The organism is Microbispora cellulosiformans, assembly GCF_008728085.1.
In the GTDB taxonomy this organism is placed as follows: Bacteria; Actinomycetota; Actinomycetes; order Streptosporangiales; family Streptosporangiaceae; genus Microbispora; species Microbispora amethystogenes.
On record NZ_VYTZ01000004.1, the window covers coordinates 450310 to 474196 of the forward strand.

The 23887-nt window shown below is 69.1% G+C and carries 23 protein-coding genes and 1 tRNA gene; 12 read left to right on the forward strand and 12 right to left on the reverse strand.

Annotation, left to right across the window (positions count from 1 at the left end; translation table 11 throughout):
- Positions 1–34 precede the first annotated feature (34 nt).
- Together pheA and serS are read left to right on the forward strand one after the other, a co-directional pair.
- Positions 35–955, forward strand: coding sequence for a prephenate dehydratase (pheA, locus tag F5972_RS13275; RefSeq protein WP_150933757.1), 921 nt, complete (start codon positions 35–37; stop codon positions 953–955).
- A gap of 38 nt (positions 956–993) precedes the next feature.
- On the forward strand, positions 994–2259 hold the full coding sequence (gene serS / locus F5972_RS13280; RefSeq protein WP_150933758.1) for a serine--tRNA ligase: 1266 nt from the start codon (positions 994–996) through the stop codon (positions 2257–2259).
- 259 nt (positions 2260–2518) lie between these two features.
- Here the strand turns inward: serS and F5972_RS13285 are convergent, their stop codons facing one another.
- Entirely contained in the window at positions 2519–2722 is a 204-nt protein-coding gene (locus F5972_RS13285) for a cold-shock protein (RefSeq protein WP_041952879.1), read from the reverse strand.
- Between the two features lie 239 nt (positions 2723–2961).
- Between F5972_RS13285 and F5972_RS13290 the strand changes: the two genes are divergently transcribed.
- Positions 2962–3759 carry a Cof-type HAD-IIB family hydrolase gene (locus F5972_RS13290; RefSeq protein WP_150933759.1) on the forward strand — a complete coding sequence of 266 codons (798 nt, stop codon included), beginning with the start codon at positions 2962–2964 and terminating at the stop codon, positions 3757–3759.
- A 31-nt stretch (positions 3760–3790) separates the two neighbouring features.
- Here the strand turns inward: F5972_RS13290 and F5972_RS13295 are convergent, their stop codons facing one another.
- Positions 3791–4315, reverse strand: coding sequence for a bacterial proteasome activator family protein (locus F5972_RS13295; protein WP_150933760.1), 525 nt, complete (start codon positions 4313–4315; stop codon positions 3791–3793).
- 65 nt (positions 4316–4380) lie between these two features.
- A complete protein-coding gene (locus F5972_RS13300) occupies positions 4381–5343 on the reverse strand; it encodes an NAD(P)H-quinone oxidoreductase (RefSeq protein ID WP_150933761.1) in 963 nt (320 codons plus the stop codon).
- 115 nt (positions 5344–5458) lie between these two features.
- Here F5972_RS13300 and F5972_RS39170 point away from each other — a divergent pair, with 115 nt between their 5' ends.
- The gene (locus tag F5972_RS39170; RefSeq protein WP_318527580.1) at positions 5459–7969 is read left to right on the forward strand and encodes a nucleotide-binding protein; all 2511 of its coding nucleotides are present in this window, start codon (positions 5459–5461) and stop codon (positions 7967–7969) included.
- A 93-nt stretch (positions 7970–8062) separates the two neighbouring features.
- Positions 8063–8151: transfer RNA gene (locus F5972_RS13310), tRNA-Ser, on the forward strand.
- Between the two features lie 36 nt (positions 8152–8187).
- Here F5972_RS13310 and F5972_RS13315 read toward each other — a convergent pair.
- A complete protein-coding gene (locus F5972_RS13315) occupies positions 8188–8898 on the reverse strand; it encodes a DDE-type integrase/transposase/recombinase (protein WP_225311431.1) in 711 nt (236 codons plus the stop codon).
- Between the two features lie 17 nt (positions 8899–8915).
- Positions 8916–12527: a CHAT domain-containing tetratricopeptide repeat protein gene (locus F5972_RS13320; RefSeq protein ID WP_150933762.1), complete on the reverse strand. Its 3612-nt coding sequence runs from the start codon at positions 12525–12527 to the stop codon at positions 8916–8918.
- A 541-nt stretch (positions 12528–13068) separates the two neighbouring features.
- On the opposite strand from F5972_RS13320, the gene F5972_RS13325 reads away from it, so the two are divergent.
- A complete protein-coding gene (locus tag F5972_RS13325) occupies positions 13069–14073 on the forward strand; it encodes a hypothetical protein (RefSeq protein ID WP_150933763.1) in 1005 nt (334 codons plus the stop codon).
- Between the two features lie 143 nt (positions 14074–14216).
- Here the strand turns inward: F5972_RS13325 and F5972_RS13330 are convergent, their stop codons facing one another.
- Positions 14217–14594 (reverse strand): VOC family protein, encoded by a 378-nt coding sequence (locus tag F5972_RS13330; RefSeq protein WP_150933764.1) that lies wholly within the window; start codon positions 14592–14594, stop codon positions 14217–14219.
- A 67-nt stretch (positions 14595–14661) separates the two neighbouring features.
- On the opposite strand from F5972_RS13330, the gene F5972_RS13335 reads away from it, so the two are divergent.
- Together F5972_RS13335 and F5972_RS37200 are read left to right on the forward strand one after the other, a co-directional pair.
- Positions 14662–15420: a TetR/AcrR family transcriptional regulator C-terminal domain-containing protein gene (locus F5972_RS13335; protein WP_150933765.1), complete on the forward strand. Its 759-nt coding sequence runs from the start codon at positions 14662–14664 to the stop codon at positions 15418–15420.
- 137 nt (positions 15421–15557) lie between these two features.
- Complete coding sequence (locus tag F5972_RS37200) at positions 15558–15815, forward strand: hypothetical protein (protein ID WP_191910117.1); 258 nt, start codon at positions 15558–15560, stop codon at positions 15813–15815.
- On the opposite strand, the gene F5972_RS13345 is transcribed toward F5972_RS37200, so the two are convergent.
- Positions 15785–16270, reverse strand: coding sequence for a peroxiredoxin family protein (locus F5972_RS13345; protein WP_150933766.1), 486 nt, complete (start codon positions 16268–16270; stop codon positions 15785–15787). The genes F5972_RS37200 and F5972_RS13345 overlap by 31 nt on opposite strands.
- 99 nt (positions 16271–16369) lie before the next feature.
- On the opposite strand from F5972_RS13345, the gene F5972_RS13350 reads away from it, so the two are divergent.
- Both F5972_RS13350 and F5972_RS13355 read left to right on the forward strand, forming a co-directional pair.
- Positions 16370–17038 (forward strand): RNA polymerase sigma factor, encoded by a 669-nt coding sequence (locus F5972_RS13350; protein ID WP_150933767.1) that lies wholly within the window; start codon positions 16370–16372, stop codon positions 17036–17038.
- Positions 17035–17256 (forward strand): hypothetical protein, encoded by a 222-nt coding sequence (locus tag F5972_RS13355; protein ID WP_150933768.1) that lies wholly within the window; start codon positions 17035–17037, stop codon positions 17254–17256. The genes F5972_RS13350 and F5972_RS13355 overlap by 4 nt, the downstream gene beginning before the upstream one ends.
- A gap of 59 nt (positions 17257–17315) precedes the next feature.
- On the opposite strand, the gene F5972_RS13360 is transcribed toward F5972_RS13355, so the two are convergent.
- From F5972_RS13360 to F5972_RS13370, 3 genes are all read right to left on the reverse strand, one after another.
- Positions 17316–17726 (reverse strand): hypothetical protein, encoded by a 411-nt coding sequence (locus F5972_RS13360; protein WP_225311432.1) that lies wholly within the window; start codon positions 17724–17726, stop codon positions 17316–17318.
- Positions 17723–18835 (reverse strand): molybdopterin-dependent oxidoreductase, encoded by a 1113-nt coding sequence (locus tag F5972_RS13365; RefSeq protein ID WP_150933769.1) that lies wholly within the window; start codon positions 18833–18835, stop codon positions 17723–17725. The genes F5972_RS13360 and F5972_RS13365 overlap by 4 nt, the downstream gene beginning before the upstream one ends.
- Before the next feature lie 241 nt (positions 18836–19076).
- Positions 19077–20243, reverse strand: coding sequence for an endo-1,4-beta-xylanase (locus tag F5972_RS13370; RefSeq protein WP_150933770.1), 1167 nt, complete (start codon positions 20241–20243; stop codon positions 19077–19079).
- Between the two features lie 861 nt (positions 20244–21104).
- On the opposite strand from F5972_RS13370, the gene F5972_RS13375 reads away from it, so the two are divergent.
- Positions 21105–22496, forward strand: a complete 1392-nt coding sequence (locus tag F5972_RS13375) for an MDR family MFS transporter (protein ID WP_225311433.1) — start codon at positions 21105–21107, stop codon at positions 22494–22496.
- 57 nt (positions 22497–22553) lie between these two features.
- On the opposite strand, the gene F5972_RS13380 is transcribed toward F5972_RS13375, so the two are convergent.
- A complete protein-coding gene (locus tag F5972_RS13380) occupies positions 22554–22772 on the reverse strand; it encodes an ArsR/SmtB family transcription factor (RefSeq protein ID WP_318527581.1) in 219 nt (72 codons plus the stop codon).
- Positions 22773–23004: 232 nt separating this feature from the next.
- On the opposite strand from F5972_RS13380, the gene F5972_RS13385 reads away from it, so the two are divergent.
- Positions 23005–23322, forward strand: a complete 318-nt coding sequence (locus F5972_RS13385) for a hypothetical protein (RefSeq protein WP_150933772.1) — start codon at positions 23005–23007, stop codon at positions 23320–23322.
- Between the two features lie 127 nt (positions 23323–23449).
- On the opposite strand, the gene F5972_RS13390 is transcribed toward F5972_RS13385, so the two are convergent.
- Positions 23450–23629 carry a hypothetical protein gene (locus F5972_RS13390; protein WP_150933773.1) on the reverse strand — a complete coding sequence of 60 codons (180 nt, stop codon included), beginning with the start codon at positions 23627–23629 and terminating at the stop codon, positions 23450–23452.
- Positions 23630–23887: the final 258 nt, after the last annotated feature.

The following is a 23887-nucleotide window of genomic DNA, read 5'->3' on the forward strand; positions in this document are numbered from 1 at the left end:
CTCACCGCCGACACCTGCGGATACTCTGGACGACATGTCGAAGCTCGCGTACCTGGGACCGCAGGGCACCTTCTGTGAAGCGGCACTGCGACTCCTGGCGCCCGACGTCGAGCGCCTGCCCTGCGCCAACGTCGGAGCCGCGCTCGACGCCGCCCGCGACGGCGACGCCGACGGCGCGGTCGTCCCGTTGGAGAACTCGGTGGAGGGGGCGATCACCCAGACCCTCGACGAGCTGGCCAAGGGCAGGTCGCTGCACATCACCGGCGAGGTGCTGCTGCCGGTCGAGTTCTCCCTGCTGGTCCGGCCCGGCACCGAGCTGGGACAGATCAAGCGCATCATCACCCACCCCGCCGCGCACACACAGTGCCGTGGGTACATCGAGCGTGAGCTGCCCGGCGCCGTGGTGATCGCCGGGTCCTCCACGGCCGCCGCCGCGCAGGAGGTCTCCGTTCCCGGCTCGCCGTACGACGCGGCCATCAGCCCGGCCATCGCCGGGGAGTACTACGGGCTCGACGCCATCGCCTCGGACATCGGCGACCGCTCCGACACCGTGACGCGCTTCATCCAGGTGAGCCGGCCGGGGCCGCTGCCCGAGCCGACCGGTGCCGACCGCACCTCGCTCGTCGCCTTCCTGCGTGACGACCACCCGGGCGCCCTGCTGGAGATGCTGAGCGAGTTCGCGGTGCGGGGGGTGAACCTGACCCGGATCGAGTCGCGCCCCACCGGCGACGGCATCGGGCGCTACTTCTTCCATTTCGACCTTGAGGGTCACGTCGCGGACGCCAGGGTCGGCGAGGCCGTCTCCGGGCTCCACCGGCTCTGCGGCGACCTGCGCTTCCTCGGTAGCTATCCCCGCGCCGACCGGGTCGCCACGCAGGTCAAGCCGGGTACGGCGGACGGCGACTTCGACGAGGCCGCGCAGTGGCTCGGAAAGATCCGCGCCGGTCTCGCTTGACGGGCGGGAGCCGCACCGGCTCCGGTAGCCTGTGAGCCGTGATTGACCTGCGAACCCTTCGTGAGGACCCGGACCGGCTCCGGGCGTCGCAGCGCGTCCGCGGCGAGGACGACTCGGTCGTGGAGACCCTGCTGTCGCTCGACGAGCGCCGCCGTGCCGCGCTCAACAACTTCGAGTCGCTGCGCGCCGAGCAGAAGAGCATCGGCAAGTCGGTGTCCCGCGCGTCCGGAGACGAGCGCCAGGCGCTGCTCGACCGCGCGAAGGAGCTGGCCGCGCAGGTGAAGACGGCCGAGGCCGAGGCCGCCGCGCTGGCGGGCGAGCTCGACGAGCTGCTCATGACCGTGCCGAACATCGTCGAGGAGGGCGCGCCCCCCGGCGGCGAGGACGACTACGTCGTCATCGAGGAGATCGGCGAGAAGCCGGCCTTCGACTTCGAGCCGCGCGACCACGTCGAGCTGGGCGAGCTGCTCGGCGCGATCGACACCGAGCGCGGGGCCAAGGTGTCCGGCGCCCGGTTCTTCTTCCTGAAGGGCGCCGGCGCGCGGCTCCAGCTCGGGCTGCTGAACATGGCGATCCAGCAGGCGGTCGAGGCCGGCTTCACGCCGATGATCACCCCTGTGCTCGTGAAGCCGGAGTCGATGCAGGGCACCGGCTTCCTCGGCGCCCACGCGAGCGAGGTCTACCGGCTGGAGGCCGACGACCTCTACCTGGTCGGCACCAGCGAGGTGCCGCTGGCGGCCTACCACTCCGACGAGATCCTCGACCGGGCGGCGCTGCCGATGCGCTACGCGGGGTGGTCGTCCTGCTTCCGCCGTGAGGCGGGGTCGTACGGCAAGGACACCCGGGGGATCATCCGTGTCCACCAGTTCGACAAGGTGGAGATGTTCTCCTACTGCCGTCCGGAGGACGCGCACGAGGAGCACCTGCGGCTCCTCGCGTGGGAGAAGGAGATGCTGGAGAAGGTCGAGATCCCCTACCGCGTGATCGACGTGGCGGGCGGCGACCTCGGCTCGTCGGCGGCCCGCAAGTACGACTGCGAGGGCTGGGTGCCCACCCAGGGCCGCTACCGCGAGCTGACCTCGACCTCGAACTGCACCGACTTCCAGGCCCGCCGCCTGAAGGTGCGTTACCGCGACGAGGACGGCCGGCCGCAGCACGTGGCCACGCTCAACGGCACGCTCGCCACCACCCGGTGGATCGTGGCGATCCTGGAGAACCACCAGCAGGCGGACGGATCTGTCGTGGTGCCGAAGGCGCTGCGGCCGTACGTCGGACTCGATGTCCTGGAGCCGGTGTCGCGTTAGGGACGCGCCGCCGGGCGGCCCCTCTCCGCGCCGGGTGATTGGGTCAGTGAGGGCGGGCGTCAGGAGTGATGTAAATCTCTTCGCCGGATCGGCGATCAGACCCGAAAGAGGCCTCCGTACGTGAAACTTTCACGCACGGAGGTCTCCTCATGTGAGCGGTATCACACCCGGCGACCGAGCCGGCGATTGGCCCCAGTCATCGGCCGGATATACGAAAGGCGGGGCTCGCTTGCGCGAGCCCCGCCTTCGTCGCGTCAGGTCAGAGACCACGGACGTTCGACGCCTGCGGACCCTTCGGACCGGCGATGACCTCGAACTCGACCCGCTGGCCGTCCTCGAGGTTGCGGTAGCCGCTGCCAGTGATCGCGGAGAAGTGCACGAACACGTCGGGCTCGCCGCCGTCCGGTGCGATGAAGCCGAAGCCCTTCTCAGCGTTGAACCACTTGACGGTTCCCTGAGCCATTACTGCTCTCCCTAAGGAAGTGAATCTTGGGGACCACACCTCGTGGCCCCCGGTGTGTCGCACAGCTCCCCGGGTGGCTCATACAGTCAAACTGGTTTTCGCTACGGGAACAGCTAATACAACGCCTTCACATCTAACACTATGGAGCCCGTTGGTGTTCCACGTCTGGGGCAGATTTCTCGCCCCAGGGGTGGCCGGGGGCAGGTCATGGCGCGTCACAGTGCACACTGGAACCTGCTATGACCTGCCCCCGCCTCATCGCCACGGATCTCGACGGCACCGCGCTGCGTACCGACGGAACGATCTCATCGCGTACGGCCGCCGCCTTCGCCCGGGTGGAGAAGTCCGGCGGCACCCTCGTCTTCGTCACCGGGCGGCCGCCCCGGTGGATGCACAGCGTCGCGGGAACCGTCGGGCACTGCGGGCTCGCGATCTGCGCGAACGGCGCACTCGTGTACGACCTGCACACCGAGCGGATCGTCGAGTCGCACCTGATCGCCCCGGACGTCCTGGAGGAGTGCGTGGCCCGCCTCCGGCGGGACGTGCCGGGCCTGACGTTCTCGGTCGAGTACGAGGGCGACTTCGCGCACGAGGCGGCGTACGCGCTCGGCGGCTGGGACTCCCGTGAGGTGTCGTGCGGACGGGAGGTGGGGACCGCCGCGCTGACCTCCCTGCCATGCGCCAAGCTGCTCGCCGCTCATCCCGCGATGGACCCCGACGAACTGGTCCGCGTGGCCCTGGAGGTCGTGGGCGACATCGTGACCCCGACGCACTCCAGCGGCCGGGCGCTGCTGGAGATGAGCGCGTACGGCGTGACCAAGGCGACGGCGCTGGCCACACTGGCGGAGGAACGGGGGATCAAGCCGGCGGAGGTGGTCGCCTTCGGCGACATGCCGAACGACCTGCCGATGCTGAGCTGGGCCGGCACGTCGTACGCGGTGGCGAACGCCCATCCGGACGTGCTGGCCGCCGTCGATCACGTGACGGCGGCCAACAACGACGACGGCGTCGCGGTGGTGCTGGAAGACCTCTTCTGACCTCCGCGGCCCTTTACAGGTCGTACAGGCCTTACAGGTAGGGCCCGCCGGCGCGGTGGCCCTGCTCGTCCGCGGCCGCCTGGGTCAGGCCGCCGGGGAGGGCGCGGCGCATCTGTTCGAGCTGGGCCCGCGCGGCCATCTGCTGGGCGAACAACGTGGTCTGGATGCCGTGGAACAGGCCCTCCAGCCAGCCGACGAGCTGGGCGTGCGCGACCCTCAGCTCGGCGTCGCTGGGCGGGGTGGGGCTGTCGTCGCTGAACGGCAGCGACAGCCGTTCCAGCTCCTCCACGAGCTCGGGGGCCAGACCCTCCTCCAGCTCCTTGATCGAGCTCTGGTGGATGTCCTTGAGCCGCTTGCGGCTGGCGTCGTCGAGGGGAGCGGCGCGCACCTCCTCAAGAAGCTGACGGATCATGCTGCCGATCCGCATCACCTTGGCGGGCTGCTCCACCAGGTCGGCGACGGATCGCTCCTCGTGCTCGCCGCTACCGTCGCCGGAGACCGACAGGCCCTGCGGGCCCACGACCACGATCTGCGGCGTGCTCTCGTCTGCGTTCATCGATCGCTTACAACTCCTGACTCACTCCGCTGGGGCACACCGGTGCTCACCCGATCCAACCTAGCTCACCTGACCAGCAGCAGCTTTCCGACGTGGGCCCCCTCTTCGAGCGCCCGGTGCGCCCGCGCGGCCTGGTCGAGCGGGATCCGCTCGTGCACCACGGGGCGTACGGCCCCGGCGGTGACCAGCGGCCAGACGCTCTCCACGACGCCCCGGCAGATCACGCCCTTGTCGTCCACCGGGCGGTGGCGCAGCCCGGTCGCGTGGATCGCCGCCCGCTTGGCGAGCAGCGCCCCGAGGTCGAGCTCGCCCCTGGCGCCGCCCTGCATGCCGATGACCACCAGCCTGCCGCCGGTGGCGAGGGCCCGGATGTTCCCGGCCAGATACTTCGCGCCGATGATGTCGAGGATGACGTCGGCCCGGCCCTCGAAGCGCTCGGCGAAGTCCTCCTCGTGGTAGTTCACCGCCTCGTCCGCGCCGAGGGCCCGGCAGCGTTCGATCTTCTCGGCCGATCCCGCCGTCACCAGCACCCGGGAGCCGTACGCCTTGGCGAGCTGGATCGCCATCGTGCCGATGCCGCTCGCGCCGCCGTGGACGAGCAGCGTCTCGCCCTTCCGCAGGCGGGCGGTCATGAAGACGTTCGACCAGACCGTGCAGGCGACCTCGGGCAGCGCGGCCGCCTCGTCGAGCGGGAGCCCCTCGGGCACCGGCATGACCTGCTGCCACGGGACGGCCACCCGCTCCGCGTACCCGCCGCCCGCGAGCAGGGCGCAGACCCGGTCGCCGGGCGCGACGCCGGGGACGTTCCCGCCGACCTCGGCGACCACCCCGGAGCACTCGAGACCGGGGATCTCCGATGTGCCGGGGGGCGGCGGGTAGAGGCCGCGGCGCTGGAGGAGGTCGGCCCGGTTGACGGCCGAGGCGACGACGTCGACAACCACCTCACCTGGGGCGGGACGCGGATCGGGCACTTCCCGCCAGTCCAGAACCTCGGGTCCGCCGGGTTCGGAAATCACCATCGCGCGCATGTGACCTAAAGTAGCGTGACGGAGAACTAGGGCGGTTGCCCGCATTCAGCGGATTACGTGGCGCTAATCTTCAATGTGATTGCTACCCCATAAGCCCATCCCGAGGGGGTACTCGGTGGCGAGACATGATCGTGAGGATCCCCATTCTCTGGAGGACCAGCTCGCGTGGCTGGACGCGATCAAGGAGATGCCCGACGAGGTCGAGATAGCGGTGAGCGCGGTCACGTCCGCGACCCTCGCCTCTCCACCGGCCTCGCCCGCCGCCGAGCCCGAGCCCGCCTCGCCGTACCCCGCCGACCCCTGGAGCCTCGTCCCGGCCGAGCCCGCGTCCGGCGGGCTGTTCCGCGCCACGACCGAGTCCGCGTACGGCGCCCCGGTCCAGGAGGACACCGAGTCCCGGGAGGCGTCGTCCACCGGCCCGATCCGCGAGTCCGGTTACGGTGGCGGCTCCGCCGCGTACGGCACGGGTGACCAGGGCGACAACGCCGCGACCTCCGCGTACGACTACGGATACGGCACCGATTCGGGATATGGAACCGACTCGGGATATGGCGAAACGGCCTTCGTCGCACCGCCGGAACCTGTGCGGCAGGAACGCTCCGATGAAGCCTCGGCCGTGAGCGAGGAGCGGGAAGAGGGCCCATCGGTGGAGTCCTCCACCGGGCCCGTGCGGTTCTCCCCGTTCGGAAGTGCGCCGTCGGAGACGGAGAGCGGGGAATCGTACAAATCCTTCGGGACGCCGACCGCGGCCTTCGGCACGCCTTTGGGGACGTCGACCGGGCCCGTCAGCGCCCCGTCGTTCGGCAGTGCGGCGGACCCCGCGGCCGACGCGCCGGAGTCTCCGGCCGCGAGCCGGGACGAGGAGGAGGACGACGACCACTCCGCCCCGGCGTCCGGAGGGGCCTTCGGGCGTGGTGCGTTCTCGTCGCCCGTGGACACCGATTCCTACAACATCGGGGCGTTCTCGGACACCGAGACCCGCCAACGTCACACCCCGGACCCGCCGTCCGCGTCGAAGGAGCCGCTGCGGGGCTGGCTGGAGCCGGCGGTGCCGGTGGAGGCGGTCAGGCAGGAGGACGCCCCCGACGCCGAGCCGGAGGAGCCTCCGGCTCCCTCGGAGGCCTCGTCGTCGTTCGCGCCCCCGCGGCCCGAGCCCACGGACGATCGCTTCACCGAATCCCTGCGGGACGAGCGTACGGGTGATCGTTTTGCCGGCTCGTTACGGTCCGAGCGCGCGGACGACCGCTTCACTGGTTCCCTGCGGGACGAGCGTGTGGACGATCGTTTCACCGGATCGCTGCGGGACGACCTGGCGGCCGAGGAGCGCAAGCCGTACGAGCCGGGCCCGGCGGCGACCCCCGCGCCCGAGCAGGCCGTGGCACCGGAGCCCGTTGTGGCTCCCGACCCGGCACCGGAACGGGAACGTCCTGCCGCCTCCGTCTATCCCCCCGTCCCCGCTCGCCCCGCCGCCCCGCCTCGCTCCACCGCCGAGGCCGCTCCGGTCATCCCGGATGGCCCGGTCGCTCCGGCTGTTCCGGAGAGGGACGCCTTCGCGGAGCGGGAGGCGTACCAGTCGCCGCGGCGGCCCGCTCCGCCCGTCTCCGCGTTCAGCTCGCCGGCACGCGCCACAGGGCCCAAGACGGCGGGATCGAAGCCGAACGCCGACAGTCTCGACCCGGTCGTCCTCCTGCGCGGCCGCAGGAACGCTCCCGCGACGGGCTGGCGGCGCCTGGTCTACAAGGCCTCCGCCGGGCTGATCAAGCCGGGCGAGGCCCCGGAGGTGCGGCGCCGCCGCGAGCTCGTCCAGCGCGCCCGCACACCGGTCGCCACAGGGCACCACCGGGTCGCGGTGCTCAGCCTCAAGGGCGGGGTGGGCAAGACCACGACGACCGTCGGCCTGGGCGCCACGCTCGCGCAGGTGCGCGGCGACCGCGTCATCGCCGTCGACGCCAACCCGGACCGTGGAACGCTCTCCGACAAGGTGGAGCTGGAGACGTCGGCGACCGTACGCGACCTGCTGAACGAGCGGGCCCAGATCAAGCGGTACGTGGACATCCGGGCCTTCACGTCGCAGACCACCTCGCGGCTGGAGATCCTGGCGTCCGACCGCGACCCGTCGGTGTCGGAGGCGTTCAGCGCCAAGGACTACCACTCGGTGGCCCAGGTGCTGGAGAACTTCTACTCCATCTGCATCACCGACTGCGGCACCGGGCTCCTGCATTCGGCCATGTCGGGTGTGCTGGGCATGGCCGACCAGATCGTGCTGGTCAGCTCGCCCTCGGTTGACGGCGCCCGTGCGGCCTCGGCCACCCTTGACTGGCTGGAGGCGCACCACTACGGCGACCTCGTCCGGTCCGCCACCGTGGTGCTCTGCAGCGTACGGCCGCGGTCGAAGTCGACGGTCGACCTCGACAAGCTGGAGGCCCACTTCGCCGCCCGCTGCCGTACGGTCGTTCGCGTGCCGTACGACCCGCACCTGGAGGAGGGAGCGGAGATCGACCTGGACCGGCTGCAGCAGGCCACCCGGGACGCCTACCTCCGCCTGGCCGCCTCCGTCGGCGACGGCTTCGCCGGCCCCCAGGCACTCGCGGAGCGCAAGTTCTCCGAGATCCCTGACCACCTGTAGAAGCGCCGGCTGATCTTTTTCACCGGTCGCGGTCACGGCCGGGCCGGTGAGAGACTAGTCTGCGGCATGGCGCCTCGCATGAGGCGCCACCAGGGAGAGCTCGCCTAGTGGACGATGGCGGCGGTCTTGAAAACCGCTAGGCCGGGTGACCGGTCTCGTGGGTTCGAATCCCACGCTCTCCGCTCTGTGATGTCGCAAGACATCGGAAACCCTCGAACTTACGGGTTCGGGGGTTTCTTTGTGTACTGGGGTTGGTAGTCGCGGGTGGCGTCGATGGTCAGCTCGCGGAGGAGTTCTCCGGTGGCGGCGGTGACCACCCGGACGCGGATGTGGGTGTCGCCGTCGCGGCTGCCGGCCGGCTGTGCCTTTGGTTGGTTGGTGTAGATCGCAGCGGGGGTGGCTTGGTGGGGCGGGGAGCGGTGCGGGCGGTGGTGAGGGGCTGATTGGGCTGGGTGCGTAGCCATTTCTTCATGGTCTGCTGTAAGCGTTCGACTTTTCCGCAGGTGGTGGGGTGGTTGGGGGGTGAAGTTCTTCTGCGTCACGTGCAGGCGGCGCAGCTCGCTTTCGAAAGCGTTGCGGCCGCCGCGGCCGCCGGCCAGGCGGGTGGTGAACACCATGTCGTTGTCGGTCAGTGTGGAGGCGGGCACGCCGTGGGCGGCCGTCGCGTGGCGGAAAGTGTCGCGCACGATCGGGCCGGTGAGGCGGGGGTGGGCGGTCACCGACAGGGCGTAGCGGGAGTGGTCGTCCAGCCAGGTGAGGATCTCGGCGTCGCTGCCGTCGGCGAGCCGGTAGTGGGTGAAGTCGGCCTGCCAGGTCTCGTTCGGCTGCTCGGCTTGGCAGCGGATGTAGGAAGATCGTGGCCGTTTACTCGGCTCGGTGACAAGGCCGGCCCGCGTCGGGTAGCGGCTGATCGTCGCCCGGGACTGCACATCCCGGCCGGTGGGGTTCAGGCGCCAGCGTGGATGTGGGCGGCCCACAGGGACGGGGTAGTGGGGTAGTTATCGCGGGCAGCCCGGATGGCTTGGTGTAGGGCGTAGGCGGCCCGGCTGGGGTCCAGGGTGCCGCCGTTGGTTGTCAGGGCGGTGTAGAAAGCATCGGCGATGGTGACGGCGATGGCGTCGTCGATGGGCCATAGGGTGCCGATGACGTGGGGGAAGCCGGCGAGTTGGAACGCTGAGGCCAGATGGATGGCCTCATCGAGCAGTTCGGTAGTCGCGGTGAAGGCAGTGCTGCAGGCCGATAGGTACGCCAGGTTCGCCTCATCGAGAGCTACGCGGGCCAAGGCGGCGATGGTGAGCGGAGTGGTCTGGTGGTCGTGCAGCAGCAGGTGACTGGAAGAGGGGTCGGCCAGATTGCTGAGGCCGTGGCAGGCGAAGTGCGCGATCGCGCAACCGGGCAGGCGGGCCAGCACGTTGGCCCTGGTGGGTACCTGGCTGGGGTCGGCGGGGGCGTCGTCGCCGGGTTCGGCCAGCAGCACCGGGTCAGGCAGGTGGGCGCGCACGATGGCGGCTTCCGCGGGCACGTTGGGCAGGCGACCCTGGCCGGGCAACCCGGGGGTGGTGGGCATCGCGACGATCAGCCCCCGGTGGGATGGAGTGGGGTGGGCGGCGATGTGCTGGCGGGCGTGGTGCAGAGCGCCGACCGTAGGGGTGTAAGAAGAGACAACCCGGTCCATAACCGTGCGATGCTGCGGGTCGGGCGGGTCGGTGTAGTGGCCGGCGGCATGAAGGGGCAGCAGCCCCAGCAGTCCGCCCGTCGCCCACCACACCCGCGGCCACGGCCGGCCCGGTGCGGGTGGCCGGTGGTAGCCCAGCGCGGATAGCACCGGTTCGGCGGCCACATTCCACAGCCAGCCCAGGATGTCTCGGATCGCCTTTTGGGCGCCGATCCGGTCGGCCAGGGAGGTGCTGAGGTCGGTGGTGGTGTGCAGGGCCTGGTGGAAGGCAATGATCTGGTCGATCACCGTGTCGGGGGTGAGAGCGGGCAGTTCCAGGGCGGTGATGCCGCCGGTGGTCAGCAGCAGGGCATCGCTGCGGTGACGGCTGACAGTGAACACCGCCACCGGGCCGGATATCGCCTGGGCCAACAACTGCTCGGTGGTGGGGGGAAGAGCGAATGAGCCGAAACCGTCCAGGGTGCGAATGTGGTCCAGGAGAGCGGTGAACTCCTCGGCTAGTTGGCGCCGATCCCACGCGGCCTGCTCGAATCGCGGCGTCGCAGCCTCCTGCACGGAGGTGGTCGCGGACGCCGGGGGCATCGGATCGATGGTCTGGTCCAGCAGTTCCCGCAGTTCGACAAACCGCGTGGCCAGCTTCGGATGACGCTCGCGCAGATCGGTCAGGTCGCTGCGGGTATGCAGCGCCTGGCTCAACAGCACCGCGCGGGCGGTTTCCAACAGCCGCAACGCACGAGTAGCCCGCTCCCCTGTGGGCGTGTCCAGGTCGGCCAGAGCCAAAGCGGCCGCATCAGAGGCCAGCCCAGCAGACCGACCGATGGCATGCTGCTGGTCAGATCGCTCCAGCCGTGGCGGAGCGACCTGTGGCAGCAGTCGCACTGCCTCCTCCAGCAGGTCGGCAGCCCGGCCCGGTTGCAACGAAGCCGCCAACGACGCGCCGGCCCGGGCCGCACCGATACGGATCGATGGCGCAGCAGCCTTGATATCGGCCGCGTCCATATAAGCCGACAACGCCGCATCAAGATCACCCTGGAGCTCAGTGCGCTCGAACCGTGCCTGCAGCGCGATTCCCAGGTTGGACAGCATCCCGGCACGGTCGGGGTGGTCGGCGGGGATGACCTGCACCGCCTGCTGTTGCCGTTGGATCGCCTCGTTCAGGTCCGTCGTCGCCCCGGTTCGCTCGAACCGTGCCTGCAGCGCGATTCCCAGGTTGGACAGACGTCCAGCGCTGTTGGGGTGGTCGGTGGGGGTGACCTGCACTGCCTGGTGTAGCTGTTGGATCGCCTCGTTCAGGTCCGTCATCGCCCCGGTCCGTCGGAACCGTTCGTGCAGCGCGATTCCCAGGTTGGACAACATCGCGGCGCTGTTGGGGTGGTCGGTGGGAATGACCTGCACTGCCTGGTGTAGCTGTTGGATCGCCTCGTTCAGGTCCGTCATCGCCCCGGTCCGTCGGAACCGTTCGCGCAGCGCGATTCCCAGGTTGGACAGGTACATGGCGCTGTTGGGGTGGTCGGCGGGGATGACCTGCACCGCCTGGTGTAGCTGTTGGATCGCCTCGTTCAGGTCTGTCGTCGCCCCGGTTCGCTCGAACCGTGTCTGCAGCGCGATTCCCAGGTTGGACAGCATCCCGGCACGGTCGGGGTGGTCGGCGGGGATGACCTGCACCGCCTGCTGTTGCTGTTGGATCGCCTCGTTCAGGTCTGTCGTCGCCCCGGTTCGCTCGAACCGTGTCTGCAGCGCGATTCCCAGGTTGGACAGCATCTGGGCGCTGTTGGGGTGGTCGGTGGGGGTGATCTGCACTGCCTGGTGTAGCTGTTGGATCGCGTCGTTCAGGTCTGTCGTCGCCCCGGTTCGCTCGAACCGTGCCTGCAGCGCGATTCCCAGGTTGGACAGCATCTGGGCGCTGTTGGGGTGGTCGGTGGGGGTGATCTGCACTGCCTGGTGTTGCCGTTGGATCGCGTCGTTCAGGTCTGTCATCGCCCCGGTCCGTCGGAACCGTTCGTGCAGCGCGGACCCCAGGTTGGACAGGTACATGGCGCGGCTGGGGTGGTCGGTGGGGGTGACTTGTACCGCCTGGTGTTGCCGTTGGATCGCGTCGTTCAGGTCTGTCATCGCCCCGGTTCGCTCGAACCGTGTCCGCAGCGCGATTCCCAGGATGGACAGGCGTCCAGCGCTGTTGGGGTGGTCGGTGGGGGTGATCTGCACTGCCTGGTGTAGCTGTTGGATCGCGTCGTTCAGGTCCGTCACTGCCCCGGTCCGTCGGAACCGTTCGTGCAGCGCGGACCCAAGGTTGGACAGCATCGCGGCGCGGTCGGGGTGGTCGGTGGGGGTGACTTGTACCGCCTGGTGTTGCCGTTGGATCGCCTCGTTCAGGTCCGTCATCGCCCCGGTTCGCTCGAACCGTGTCCGCAGCGCGATCCCAAGGTTGGACAGCATCCCGGCACGCTCGGGGTGGTCGGCGGGAGTGGCATTCACGATGCGCTGCCACAGTTGGACCGCGGCCGGCAACAGGGCTTGACTTGCCGGGCCGAGGGCCCGACTGAGGACTTCTGCCGCGATGGAAACCGCTCGACCGGCCAAAACGGGCAGCAGCGGTTCGGGCAGGGACTCGCTGCCGTTGATGAAGCAGGGGGTGAACGCGTCGACCGCGGTGTCCAGATCCGCACGGTCCTGTCCTTCAGGCAGGGCCAGGTAGCGGTACCAGCTCAGCCAGCCGAGCAGATGCAACGCCTGTAGATCGGTCTTGTCGCCGCGAAGGGTCTCGGCGAGTCGCGCGGCTTGGGTAAGGGCGGCCTGTTCCAGCACCAGTGAGGGATCTTGTGTTGCGCTGACCCGTTGCAACCGCTCCTGTAAGGCTTGTAGGAGATCTTCTCGTTCTGCCACGCGCTCTCCCCTGATCACATACCTAAAGTAAGGCTAATGCCACCTTCGATACGCAAACAGGAATTCACTCGATATGGTCACCATGCCCGAGCATCATCCGCCATCCACCGCCCGCGGGGCGTTTGGAAAGTGCAAGCATAGGAGAAAGCGAGAACTCGGTGAACGAGGAAACCCACCAGACCAGCCGGATCGCCGACAGCCTGGCGTACGTGTGCGCTCAGCTGAACGACCTGCGCAAATTCCTGCCCGACAGTAAGAGATCCCCACTGCGGCAGCTGTTGGAAGCAGTGCGCGCTGGCCAGGACCCGGTCGGCCCGCTGGAGGCACTGCATACTGCGTTACTCAAAGCCGGAGACCCTCTCGGGGTGTGGGGGCATGCGCGATCGGTGCCTTTGAGCGGGGTCGATGAACAGCGGCCATTCGAACCGATATACCTGTGCCCACACAGCCGGTGCTCGGGACGCCGCGTGGGTGATACCACTACCTTCCCGCTCACATGCACCATCACCGGCCAACCACTGCGCCGGGACAAGCTATAGCCATGGGCGGATTCCTAGACGAACTGGGCAAGAAACTCGCCGAACGGTGGCTGTCGCTCCTGGTGCTACCTGGCCTGCTGTACCTAGCCGTCACTGCTGCGGCCATGATCCTGGGTCACCGCCATGCCCTGGACGTTTCCTATCTCGCAGCCCGCATCACCGCCTGGACCACAACCCCGGCCGCCAGCGGCACCGGCGGGCAGGTGGTAGCAGTGGTCGCGACCTTGGCAGCTGCGGCCGGGGCCGGGCTGGCCACGCAAGGCGTGGGATCGGCAGCCGAACGGCTCATACTGGCCGCGGACTGGCGCACCTGGCCGACTCCGCTGCGCCAGCTGGCCGAACAGCGGGTCGGCCGCCGTCACACCCGGTGGACGACCGCGCACACCGAGTATCACCGGCTCTATCAGCAGGCCGAGCAGGACCGCCGAGCCGGAGCACCGCCCGATCTGGAGCAACGCGCCCGGCGGCACGCCGAATATCGGAAGTACACGCGCATCTGCCTGGAAGCACCCGACCGGCCCACCTGGAGCGGCGACCGCATCAACGTCGCCGCCGTCCGCCTTGACCGTGACCTGCACGTGGACCTGCCCACCGTCTGGCCGTACTTGTGGCTGCACTTAGCCGACACCACCCGCGCCGAGATCGCCACTACCCGCACCGCCGTGACCCGCGCCGCAAACTTGATCGGCTGGGCCCTGCTGTATCTGCTCCTCGCCGGGTGGTGGTGGCCTGCAACCCTCATCACCCTCATCCTGGCCACCGTCGCTCGGCATCGCATCCGTACCACCGCCAGCACTTACGCCCTGCTGCTGGAGGCCGTCACTCGCCTGCATCTCGCTGGCCTCGCCAACCACCTAGGCATCGATACCAGCGGCAAAACCTCCGCAGCCGTCGGCCAGACCCTCACCCACCAACTGCACACCCAACCCCTCCCACCGACCACAGACCTGTCACCAGGACATGATCCTTCCGCGCCATTCCCAAAAGGTGATCACCCTGCCCGATGACTCATCAAACCCGGCAAGAACGGGATGTCCCACAAGCGATCGGCCAGCTGACGTGGACGGCCCTGAGCGCGCGGAATGATCTTGAGGGTGTTGTCGCATGTCGCAGGGAGGAATAGAAAGGGCCCGGGTTGACCTCAGCTGTATCAAGCGTTCCAGTCGACGAGCTGGACGATCACGCCGTTGGGGTCACGCACCTGGAAGGCGCGCTCACCCCACTCCTCCGCGGTCAGCGGCATGGTGATCGGTACGCCCTCGGACTTCAGTCGCTCCAGCTCGCCCTCGAGGTCGTCGACCACGAACGCCAGGATCAGGCCGGACGCGTGGTCGTCCCGCTGATCGGCGGGCAAGGTGGCCAGGCCGCGCCGCAGGAAGATGACGTTCATGCCGACGTCGTCACGCGTCAGTGACGCGAAGCCGTCGGCGGACATCTCGGCCCGGAACCCGAAGTGCTCGGCAAGGAACGCGCTGGACGCGGCGACGTCGTCGACGTTGAGCGACACGGCGGAAGAAGTGATCTGCAAGGCAGCGACTCCTCATCTCTGTACTCCGTACAATGTACATAGTACAGAGTTGGTAGAGTCCTGTCACATGGCGGCTGAACGAACCAACGCCGGCGACCCCGAACGCACACTCAAGCTCCTGTGGCGCGAGCAGGACGCCGGCACGCAACGTGGTCCACGCCCCGGGCTGAGCGTCGACGCCGTCGTAGCCGCAGCGACCGCGATCGCCGATGCCGAAGGGCTCCGTGCGATGACGATGCGCCGCGTCGCGCAGGACCTCGGTGTAGTCGCGATGACGCTTTACACCTACGTCCCAGGAAAGGCCGAACTGCTGGACCTGATGCTCGACGCCGCCTACGCGGCGATGCCGCACACGGACACCGCGGGTCGGCCGTGGCGCGAGCGAGTCACAGCTGTGGCGGCGGAGAACCGGGCGCTGTTCGAGCGGCATCCGTGGGTGGTGGGCGTGGCGACCAGCCGTCCGCTACTCGGGCCTGGCGCGCTCGCGAAGTACGAGCACGAACTGAGCGCGTTCGACGGCCTGCGACTCGACGACGTCGACCTAGACTCCGCACTGACCTTCGTCCTGGAGTTCGTCCGCGGCTGGGCGCGCTCAAGGGCTGAGGCAGAGACGGCGCGCTGCGAGAGCAGAATGACCGACGAGCAGTGGTGGGCTACCAACGGTCCCCTGCTCGCGCGGGTCTTGGACGAGCGCACCTACCCGCTGGCCTCCCGCGTCGGCTCCGCCGTCGGCGCCGCCCACGGGACCGCCTACGACCCGCAGCACGCCTATGACTTCGGCCTGGGCCGTGTCCTCGACGGTCTCGAGACGCTGATCGGGTCGTGATCGCGCCTGGGATCGCACCGTGTGGCCCTTCTTCGTGCGCCGATCGTCTGGGAATGTCGGTCCACCAGTTCCGCGCGTTCGATCAAGACGCAGTGGCACGAGAGTTCAGCGTGCCTAATCACTGGGAGGTCACCACCATGGCTGCGATTGGCGTGCTCTACCGGATCCTCGGCAAGGATGCCTGGCACGTGTGGACCGACCATGTGTCCGCGGCCACCCGCGGCAAGTCCGCATCCAGGCAGCGGGTGGTCACCGACATGACCCAGGCGCTGCGCAAGGCCTGGCACCGAAACCACGGCTGCGGGGGATCGGTCGGGCAGGCCGGTGACGGTCCGGCCTGCCCGTGCCGCCCTGTACGGCGGGTTCAGGCGGCGGGCGAGTGCTCCCTGATGTAGCGGATCAGGCCGACGACGTCTTCGGGGACGAGGCGGCCGATCGCGCCGCTGGAGTAGACGCCGACGACGACCCGGCCCTCGGGGTCGAGTACGAAGCCGGTCGACTGGACATACCTGGGGTCGTCGTTGACGAAGGCGCCGGTGGCGCGGGCCAGCAGGTCCGGGTCGGCGCTGTGGCCGACCGGGAAGTCCAGCCGAAGCGTGTCCACCAGTTCGCGGGTCGTAGCCTCGTCGTCCACCGACAGGGCCACCACCTTGGCGTCCACAGCGGCGAGGGCGTCCGACGACCGCTGGAAGGCGCGCAACTGCGCCTTGCAGTAGGGGCACCACGAACCTCGGTAGAAGAGCACGACGCCGAAGTGCCCGGCCAGCGCGCTGGGCAGGTGCAGGGTCTCCCCGCCGGGGAGGGCCACGGCCAGATCCGGGAACCGGTCGCCGGGGTGAAGCAGTGTCATGTCGATGTCCCTGTCGTCTCGAAAATCGGTCTGTCACCGTCTTCGCGTCACCGACGGCCGAGGTCTTACCTTCCGGCGGCGGTCAATACCATCGGACGCATGGCGGCGGATCCCGGCCACGGGGAGAACCAGGCCACCCTCGCCTCGGTCGACGCGGAGTCGGCCGAGTGGCTGCGTACGCTCGGCGGCGCCGGAGCGGAGCGGGAGGCGGCCCTGGAACGGCTGCACGCGATCCTGCTGCGCGTGGCCGGCAACGAGGTACGCAGGCGCGCCCCGCGACTGCGCCTGTCCGGACCCGAGTTGGACGACGTGGCTCACCATGCCGCCACCGACGCCCTGCTGGCCGTCACCGCGAAGCTCGGTCAGTTCCGCGGTGAGAGCCGGTTCACCACCTGGGTCTACAAGTTCGCCGTCCTGGAGGTGTCGGCCAAGCTCGGCCGCCACTTCTGGCGTGAGCCGGGAGTGCCTCTGGAGGGCGAGGACTGGGAGCGCCTGCCCGACCGGTTCGGGTTCGACCCGGCGGAACGCCTCGAGTGGCACGATCTGCTCGCCGCGCTGCGCCGGGCCGTGGACGAGGAACTCACCGAACGGCAGCGCCGGGTCTTCGTCGCGATCGTGCTGAAGGGCGTCCCGGCTGACGCTCTGGCCGTCGAGCTGGGCACGAACCGCAACGCCGTCTACAAGATGATGTTCGACGCCAGGCGGAAGCTGCGCGCCGCGCTCGTCGCCCGAGGCTATCTGGACATCGGCACTTCGAGGCGATCATGAACGGCTGGGACGAGCTCGACCGGTTCCTGGGCACCGACCCACGCGACGTCGGCTGTGAGAAGGCGATGGAGCTGCTCCACGTGTACGTCGAACTCGTGACGCGGCACCCGGAGGCCGTACGGCGGCGATACCCGGGGATCGCCGCTCACCTGCGCGCCTGCGGCCCCTGCTGCGAGGATTTCGAGGGCCTGCTGGCCGCGGTGTCCGATCACCCCTGAAGAGGGATCGCTGTGACCGGAAGCCCGTGACCGAGACCGACCACCGGGTGAGCGGGCGTCTATCGACGCCGGCGCTTGGCCCGAAGCCGCACGGCGGTCGCGGTGAGCGCCGTCACGAGCGCGACCAGGCCCAGGACGACGAGCAGGTTGCGCCCGTAGTCGAGCGGCAGGAGTGAGGGATTGTCGGCCCGGCGGCCGAAACCCGTGACCATCGGCAGGGCGATGAGGGACAGCACGGCCGCGACGATCAGCCCGGCCCGCACCGGTGACGGCTCGCGCATCCTCCCCACGGCCACGCCGGTGAGCAGGACGAGCGGTACGAGCACCCCGTCGTGCGCCACGATCAGGCCGCCGAACCACAGGGCCCAGCCGAGCGGGTCGGTGAGGCCGGCGTCCACGACCAGGCCGGCGAGTCCGGCGACGATGAGGCCGCCGCCGAGCCCGTACGCCAGCAGGCGCGGTGCGTTCACGCCACCACCACCTTCGACACCCACTTGGTCTGCAGCACACCCGGCCTGTTCGGCGCGATCAGCCGTACGGGAAAACCGTGGTCGGGTGCGAGCGGCGCACCGCCGATCCGCAACGCCAGCAGGGTGAGCGGGTCGTTCCAGTGCGGTCCCCGCACCTCGCTGGACCGGTAGCCGCCGCCCTTCTCCAGCGACTCGACCACGAGGACGGCGTCCGGCGCGACACCGGCCAGGGCGGCGAGATCACGCAGCCGGACTCCCGACCACTCGGCCTCGGCGCTCCAGCCCTCCACGCAGGCGATCGGCAACCGGACGGTGTGCTGGGGAAGCCGCAGGAGGTCGGCGTACGCCAGGGACAGCGGCGTGCGCACCGCGCCGGTCACGGTGAGCCGATATCCCGGATCGTGGATCACAGCGGTCACTCCCGCCGCCGCGGCGGACTTGTTGACCGGGAGGCCCTGCGGGCCGGTATGCGGGTCGCGTGGCGCCAGCAGGGCGAGCCTGGAAAGCGGTGCGTACGTCTCGCCCGCCGTGAACAGGACGGTGACGCCCGACGCGGCGGCCACGGTGCCGAGGAAACGACGCCGCGCCGTCACCACCTCCCGGGGTTCGACCCGCTCCCGTGTCCACAGCTGCCTGCGCACCTTCGCCCATTCGTTGACGACGTGAATTATCAAGGCTCCGTACAGGAGGTACGCCGTCCAGTAATGCGCGGCCGGGAAAGAGAACGGCCACAGGTAAACGTACGAGACATTGAGCAGGCCCGTGATCGACTGGAACAGTGAGGCGCCGACAAGAACGAGTACGAGCGCGCGTTCCACGGCGTGGGAGAGTGACCGGAAGGGCGGCCACTGCCACAGCTTCGGATAAACGGCCCAGAGTTTCGCGAGAAGCAGCGGAATAGTCGCCAGCCCGCCGATGACGTGGAGTCCCTGCGTGACCCGGTAAAGCCCGACCGGCCGGGACGGCCATGCCAGGCGGCCGGGTGGATGCTGCAGGAAGTGGCTGAACAGACCGGTGGCGAAGGCCACGGTGAAGCTGATCCCGAGCGACAGGCCGAGCAGGGCGGCCACGCGCTCGGAGTGCAGTACGCTGCCGAAACGGCCGGGCATGCCCCGCAGAAGCGTTTCGACCCGTTGCCTCATCGCGGAATCACGGGCCATCGTCCGGCCTCTTTTCCCGGCACGGCGGCGAATCGAGATCCGCGCCGGAAAGGACATTCGGAAGCACAGTCGCGACCGTACCGCCGCCCGGCCTCGCGAGGGCTTACGGATTCATGACGGGCTGCCGGGAGACTGACGTACGCGAATGGGGCCGCACTCGTGGAGTGCGGCCCCGTTCCTGTCGGTTCGGTCAGTGACCGGCGCCCGGGCCGGTCCGGCGCGGCGCGCCGGCGGCGAGTGCCAGGTCCTGCTGGATCACGTAGTACTGCGACTTGGGCTTGAGGTCCGCGTCGTACAGCAGCGCGGCGCCCTCCTGCGGGTTGTCGAACCAGCCGGGGATCCAGGAGTACGTGTCGCCGAAGCCCCACGGGGTGAACGAGATGCACTCGCGCACCGCCAGGCAGGCCTTCAGGGCGCGCGACCAGTAGCTCTCCTGGGCGTACGGAGCCAGCGGGTCGGTCGGGGTGTTCACGTTCGGCGCGGCCTGCGTGAACGTGCGGACGTCCACCTCGGTCTCGGCCACCTTCAGGCCGAGGTCGGCGAAGCGCTGCAGGTTGTTCTGCAGGTCCGGGAAGCCGTACTGCGTGTCGAGGTGGCCCTGGAAGCCGACGCCGTCGATGGGCACGCGCTGGGCCTTCAGGGTCTTGACGAAGTCGTACACCGCGTTGCTCTTCGGCCCGGTGAACTCGAGGTTGTAGTCGTTGTAGAACAGCAGCGCCTTGGGGTCGGCCTCGTGCGCCCAGCGGAAGGCGTCGGCGATGTAGCCGAGGCCGCCCCACGCCTTGTACCAGATTGTCTGGCGGGGCTTCCCGTCGTCGTCGAACGCCTCGTTGACCACGTCCCACTGCCAGATGTCGCCCTTGAAGTGCTTCGCCTGGTCCTGGACGTGCTTCTTGAGCAGGGCCTTCAGCTCGTCGTTGGACAGGGTGGTGGTGTAGCCGTCCGAGGAGAGCCAGGTGGGCAGCTGGCTGTGCCACACCAGCGTGTGGCCGCGGACCAGCTGCTTGTTGGCCTTCGCGAAGGCGACCAGCCGGTCGGCCGGCGCCCAGTCGTAGGTGCCGCGGGTGGGCTCCACGAGCTGCCACTTCATCACGTTCTCCGGGGTGACGCTGGAGAACTGCTCGGCCGTGATCCGCGTGTAGTCGGTGTTGCTGCCGAGTTCGTCCATGTTCACGGCGGTGCCGATGCGCAGGCCGACCTTGTCGCCGAGGGCGCGCAGCGAGTCCGCCGGGTAGCGGACGGCCTTGGCCGGTGCGGCGGCGGTGCCCGGCTCGGCCGAGGCCGAGCTGGTGAGAGCCACCCCGCCCAGCAGGACCGTGGCGCTCAGGACGCCGATGGACAGTGCGGAACGAACCACAGGAACTCCTCGGGTTGAGAACAGGGATGTGACGGCTCTGTGGATCAGGTCAGCCCCGCCGGGCGGGTGGCGGCAAGTCGTGACTTGATCTATATGGGCGACGGGGCGACCGAAAGTTTCGAGGTTGTTACGAAAGTAATGCAGACCATAGGAAGTTGCCAGTTGTACGTCAAGAGATCCGATCACCAGTGACTTCGCGTCCTATAGGCGCTGCAGGACGGAGAAGTGCGAGAGTGGGCTCTTCGCCCGCGTCCAAGCTGATGACGGGTTTTTCGAAACTTTTCGGTTCCGCTGCCTTGGCTGGAGAGATGCGGCAGGGCATGCCGCCAGGGCCACCGCGGTGGTGTGGGGGCACACGAAAGAGGCCGCTCGGGCGGGCCGCAGGCGGGATCATGGCCTCAGGCTGACGTGGGGTCCGGGGGCGATCCAGCGCTGCCGGTGTAAATTTCAAAGCCGCCCAGGAGCCGGGCCTGGAAGCCGCGACCCATACCGGAGGCGGTCTCTGCGACGGTGACAGGGATCGGCACGATCGTGCGGGACCACGGCGTGCCTGCCCGCGCGCCTTGGAGGCGCGCACCGGGCGGCTGTGTCGGGACCGGCAGCGGGCCGTCGGCGCCTGTCTCAGGTGAAAACCATGTGACATTTCATGGCACGTGCCGTAACTCTGGGCATGGGCGATGAGTTTTGTCGGTGGCGTCCGTCAGGCTTTCCATGAACGCAACTCCTTGCGGGGCCCAGGGCTGAGCCCCAGCTATGCCCGCGTCATGTTCCGACGATCCTGATCGAGGTACCGTGTCAATCGCACCAACTGATTCCCCCGCCAAGCCTGTGGCCCCGGCCGCTTCGGGGCGCACCCCGGCCGTGATCCGGCTGTTGGTGCTCGCCACGTTCGTGGTGATCCTCAACGAGACGCTCCTGATCAACGCGATTCCGCGGCTGATGGGCGCACTGCAGATCACGGAACAGACGGCGCAGTGGTTGTCGACCGCATTCATGCTGACCATGGCAGCCGTCATCCCGATCACCGGGTGGTTCCTGCAACGGGTGTCCACCCGTGGTGCGTACGCCACCGCGATGGCATTGTTCCTGCTCGGCACGACGCTGGCCGCCGTCGCGCCGTCGTTCGAGCTGCTGCTGGGCGCCCGCATCATCCAGGCGTCCGGGACGGCCGTGATGATGCCGCTGCTGATGACGACGTTGATGCAGGTTGTGCCTGAGTCGGACCGCGGCCGTGTGATGGGCAACGTCACGCTGGCCATCTCGGTCGCGCCCGCCATGGGCCCGGCGGTCTCGGGGGTGATCCTCCAGCTCGGGTCCTGGCGGCTGCTGTTCGCCGTGGTGCTCCCCATCGCCGCGTTGATCACCTGGAGCGGCCTGCGGCAGCTCAAGAACGTCGGGGAGCCCGAGGCCGGCGCCATCGACTGGCTGAGCGTGGTGACCGCCGCCGCCGGCTTTGGCGGCCTGGTCTACGGGCTCAGCCGGTTCGAGGGCGGCGACGTGCGCGTGGCCGCCTCGATCGTGGCGGCGGGCCTGGCCGCCATCGTGGTGTTCGTCGTCCGCCAGCTGTCGTTGCAGAAGCGCGGCGTGCCGCTGATGGACCTGCGCACCCTGCGCCACCGCACCTACACGATCGCGCTGATCCTGATGTCGGTCTCCTTCATGGCGATGCTCGGCGCGATGATCCTGCTGCCGCTGTACCTGCAGAACGTCCGGCAGCTCAGCCCCCTGCAGACCGGGCTCCTCGTGATGCCGGGCGGCCTCGCGATGGGGCTCCTCGGCCCGACCGTCGGCCGCCTGTTCGACCGGTTCGGCGGCCGGGTGCTGGTCATTCCGGGCGCGGTCGGGATCATGCTCGCGCTCGCCGGCTTCACCCAGGTCACGATGACCATGCCGTTCTGGCAGCTGCTGGGCCTGCACGCGCTGCTGATGGTGAGCCTGGCCGCGACCTTCACCCCCGTGTTCACCCTCGGGCTCGGCGCGGTTCCCCCGCACCTGTACTCCCACGGCAGCTCGATCCTGAGCACGCTGCAGCAGGTCGCCGCGGCCTTTGGCACCGCGCTCGTGATCACGGTGATGGGCGCGCGGGCCGATGCCCTGAGGTCCGCGGGAACGACGGAGGTGCTCGCCAACCTCGGCGGCATGCGGCTGGCCTTCGTCATCGGCGCGGTGCTGTCCCTCGCCGTGGTGGTCACCGCCGTGCTCCTGCCGGCCCGGGCGGACGCCGGAGCCGAGTTCCACGGACACGGCCACTGAGGCCGGCCTGACGGAATCCCCTGCCGGGTGGGTCGTGCCCGCCCGGCAAGCGGCAGCTCACAGGCGGACGATGTCCGCCACGTCGGCGCTCCCGACGCTGCGCCTGATCGTCTCGATGAGCCGGGCGATGCCCTCCTCGTCACGCCGGTAGTGGGTCCACTTCCCGACGCGGGTGGAGCGGACGAGGCCCGCCCGTTCGAGCGTGGCCATGTAGGTGGAGACGGTGGACTGGGCGAGCCCCGTCTTGGCCTGGATGTGGCTGACGCAGACGCCCACGAGCTGGCGGCCGGCTACACGGTCCGCGAGACAGCCTGGTCCAGGTCTTCCGCTTCAGCCGCCGTACGTGGAGTGCTGAACGGGGCTTTGACCCGGAAGCGCGCCGCGGTTCCGAAAGGCTCGCCGGAAAAGGCTCGGTCCGGCATTCTGTCCGTACGGATGATTACGCACGGACAATGCTTTTCCACAACGGATGGACCGGCCAGGTGAATGCGGCCGAGACGGAGGACTGATGGGAATGTCTCCCGAGGCCCGGGCGTTCACCGCCGGACTGCTGGTGAGTAACAGCGCCCCCCACCTGGGGACGGCGGTGACGGGACGCCGGCACCTGACCCCGTTCGGCCGGGATTCCGGTCCGGTGGTCAACCTTGTTTGGGGTCTGGTAAATCTCACCGGTGGCCTGTTACTGCTCCGTACGGTGGCGCAGGCCGAAGGGACGGACCAGAAATGGTATTCGCGGCTCGTCGCATTCGAGAGCGGCTGCGCCGTCTTCGCGATGTGGATGGCGGTGACGGAGAAAGCCCTTTCGGTGATTCGCGCTCGGGATTGACGGCTCGCTCCGGGTGGCCTGGTCGAACGGCGTCCAGCCGGTCAGCCGGACGCCGTCGACCGCTCCCGGCGGCGGATCGGCACCGGCCTCGCCTCGCTTTGGCCGATGCCCCGAGAGCCGGGCGCCGTCAGGAACCCGTCAGCTTGTGCAGGAGCGCCAGCGTGGTGAGGGCGACGCCGATGGGGAGCGCGAGCGCCGGGCTGACGGTCACGGTCACCCCGGTCTGCACGGAGACGAACACGAGGAGGAGGGCGCGGGAGGACAGCAGCGCCGGAGGGTGTCCGTCACCGGGCCCGCTGGCCTCCACGCGCCCGCGCGCCAGCCGGCATCTCCGTGGGCCCACAGGCTGATCGGTCGTCGCGCCGGGATGGTCCGTCGTTTCCGACGGTGTCCTGTCCCGGCGACTCACGAGGCCGCGCCCGAGGCCGTGGCCGACCTCGCGGCCCGTGATCTCAGCGGAATGGCCGGTGGGACCCACCGGCCGCGGGTCGCAGGGGGTATCTTCGTCATCGTTCATGTCCTTTCGTGCGGTGGAAGCGCGGGACCTGATCAAGGAACGGCCCTC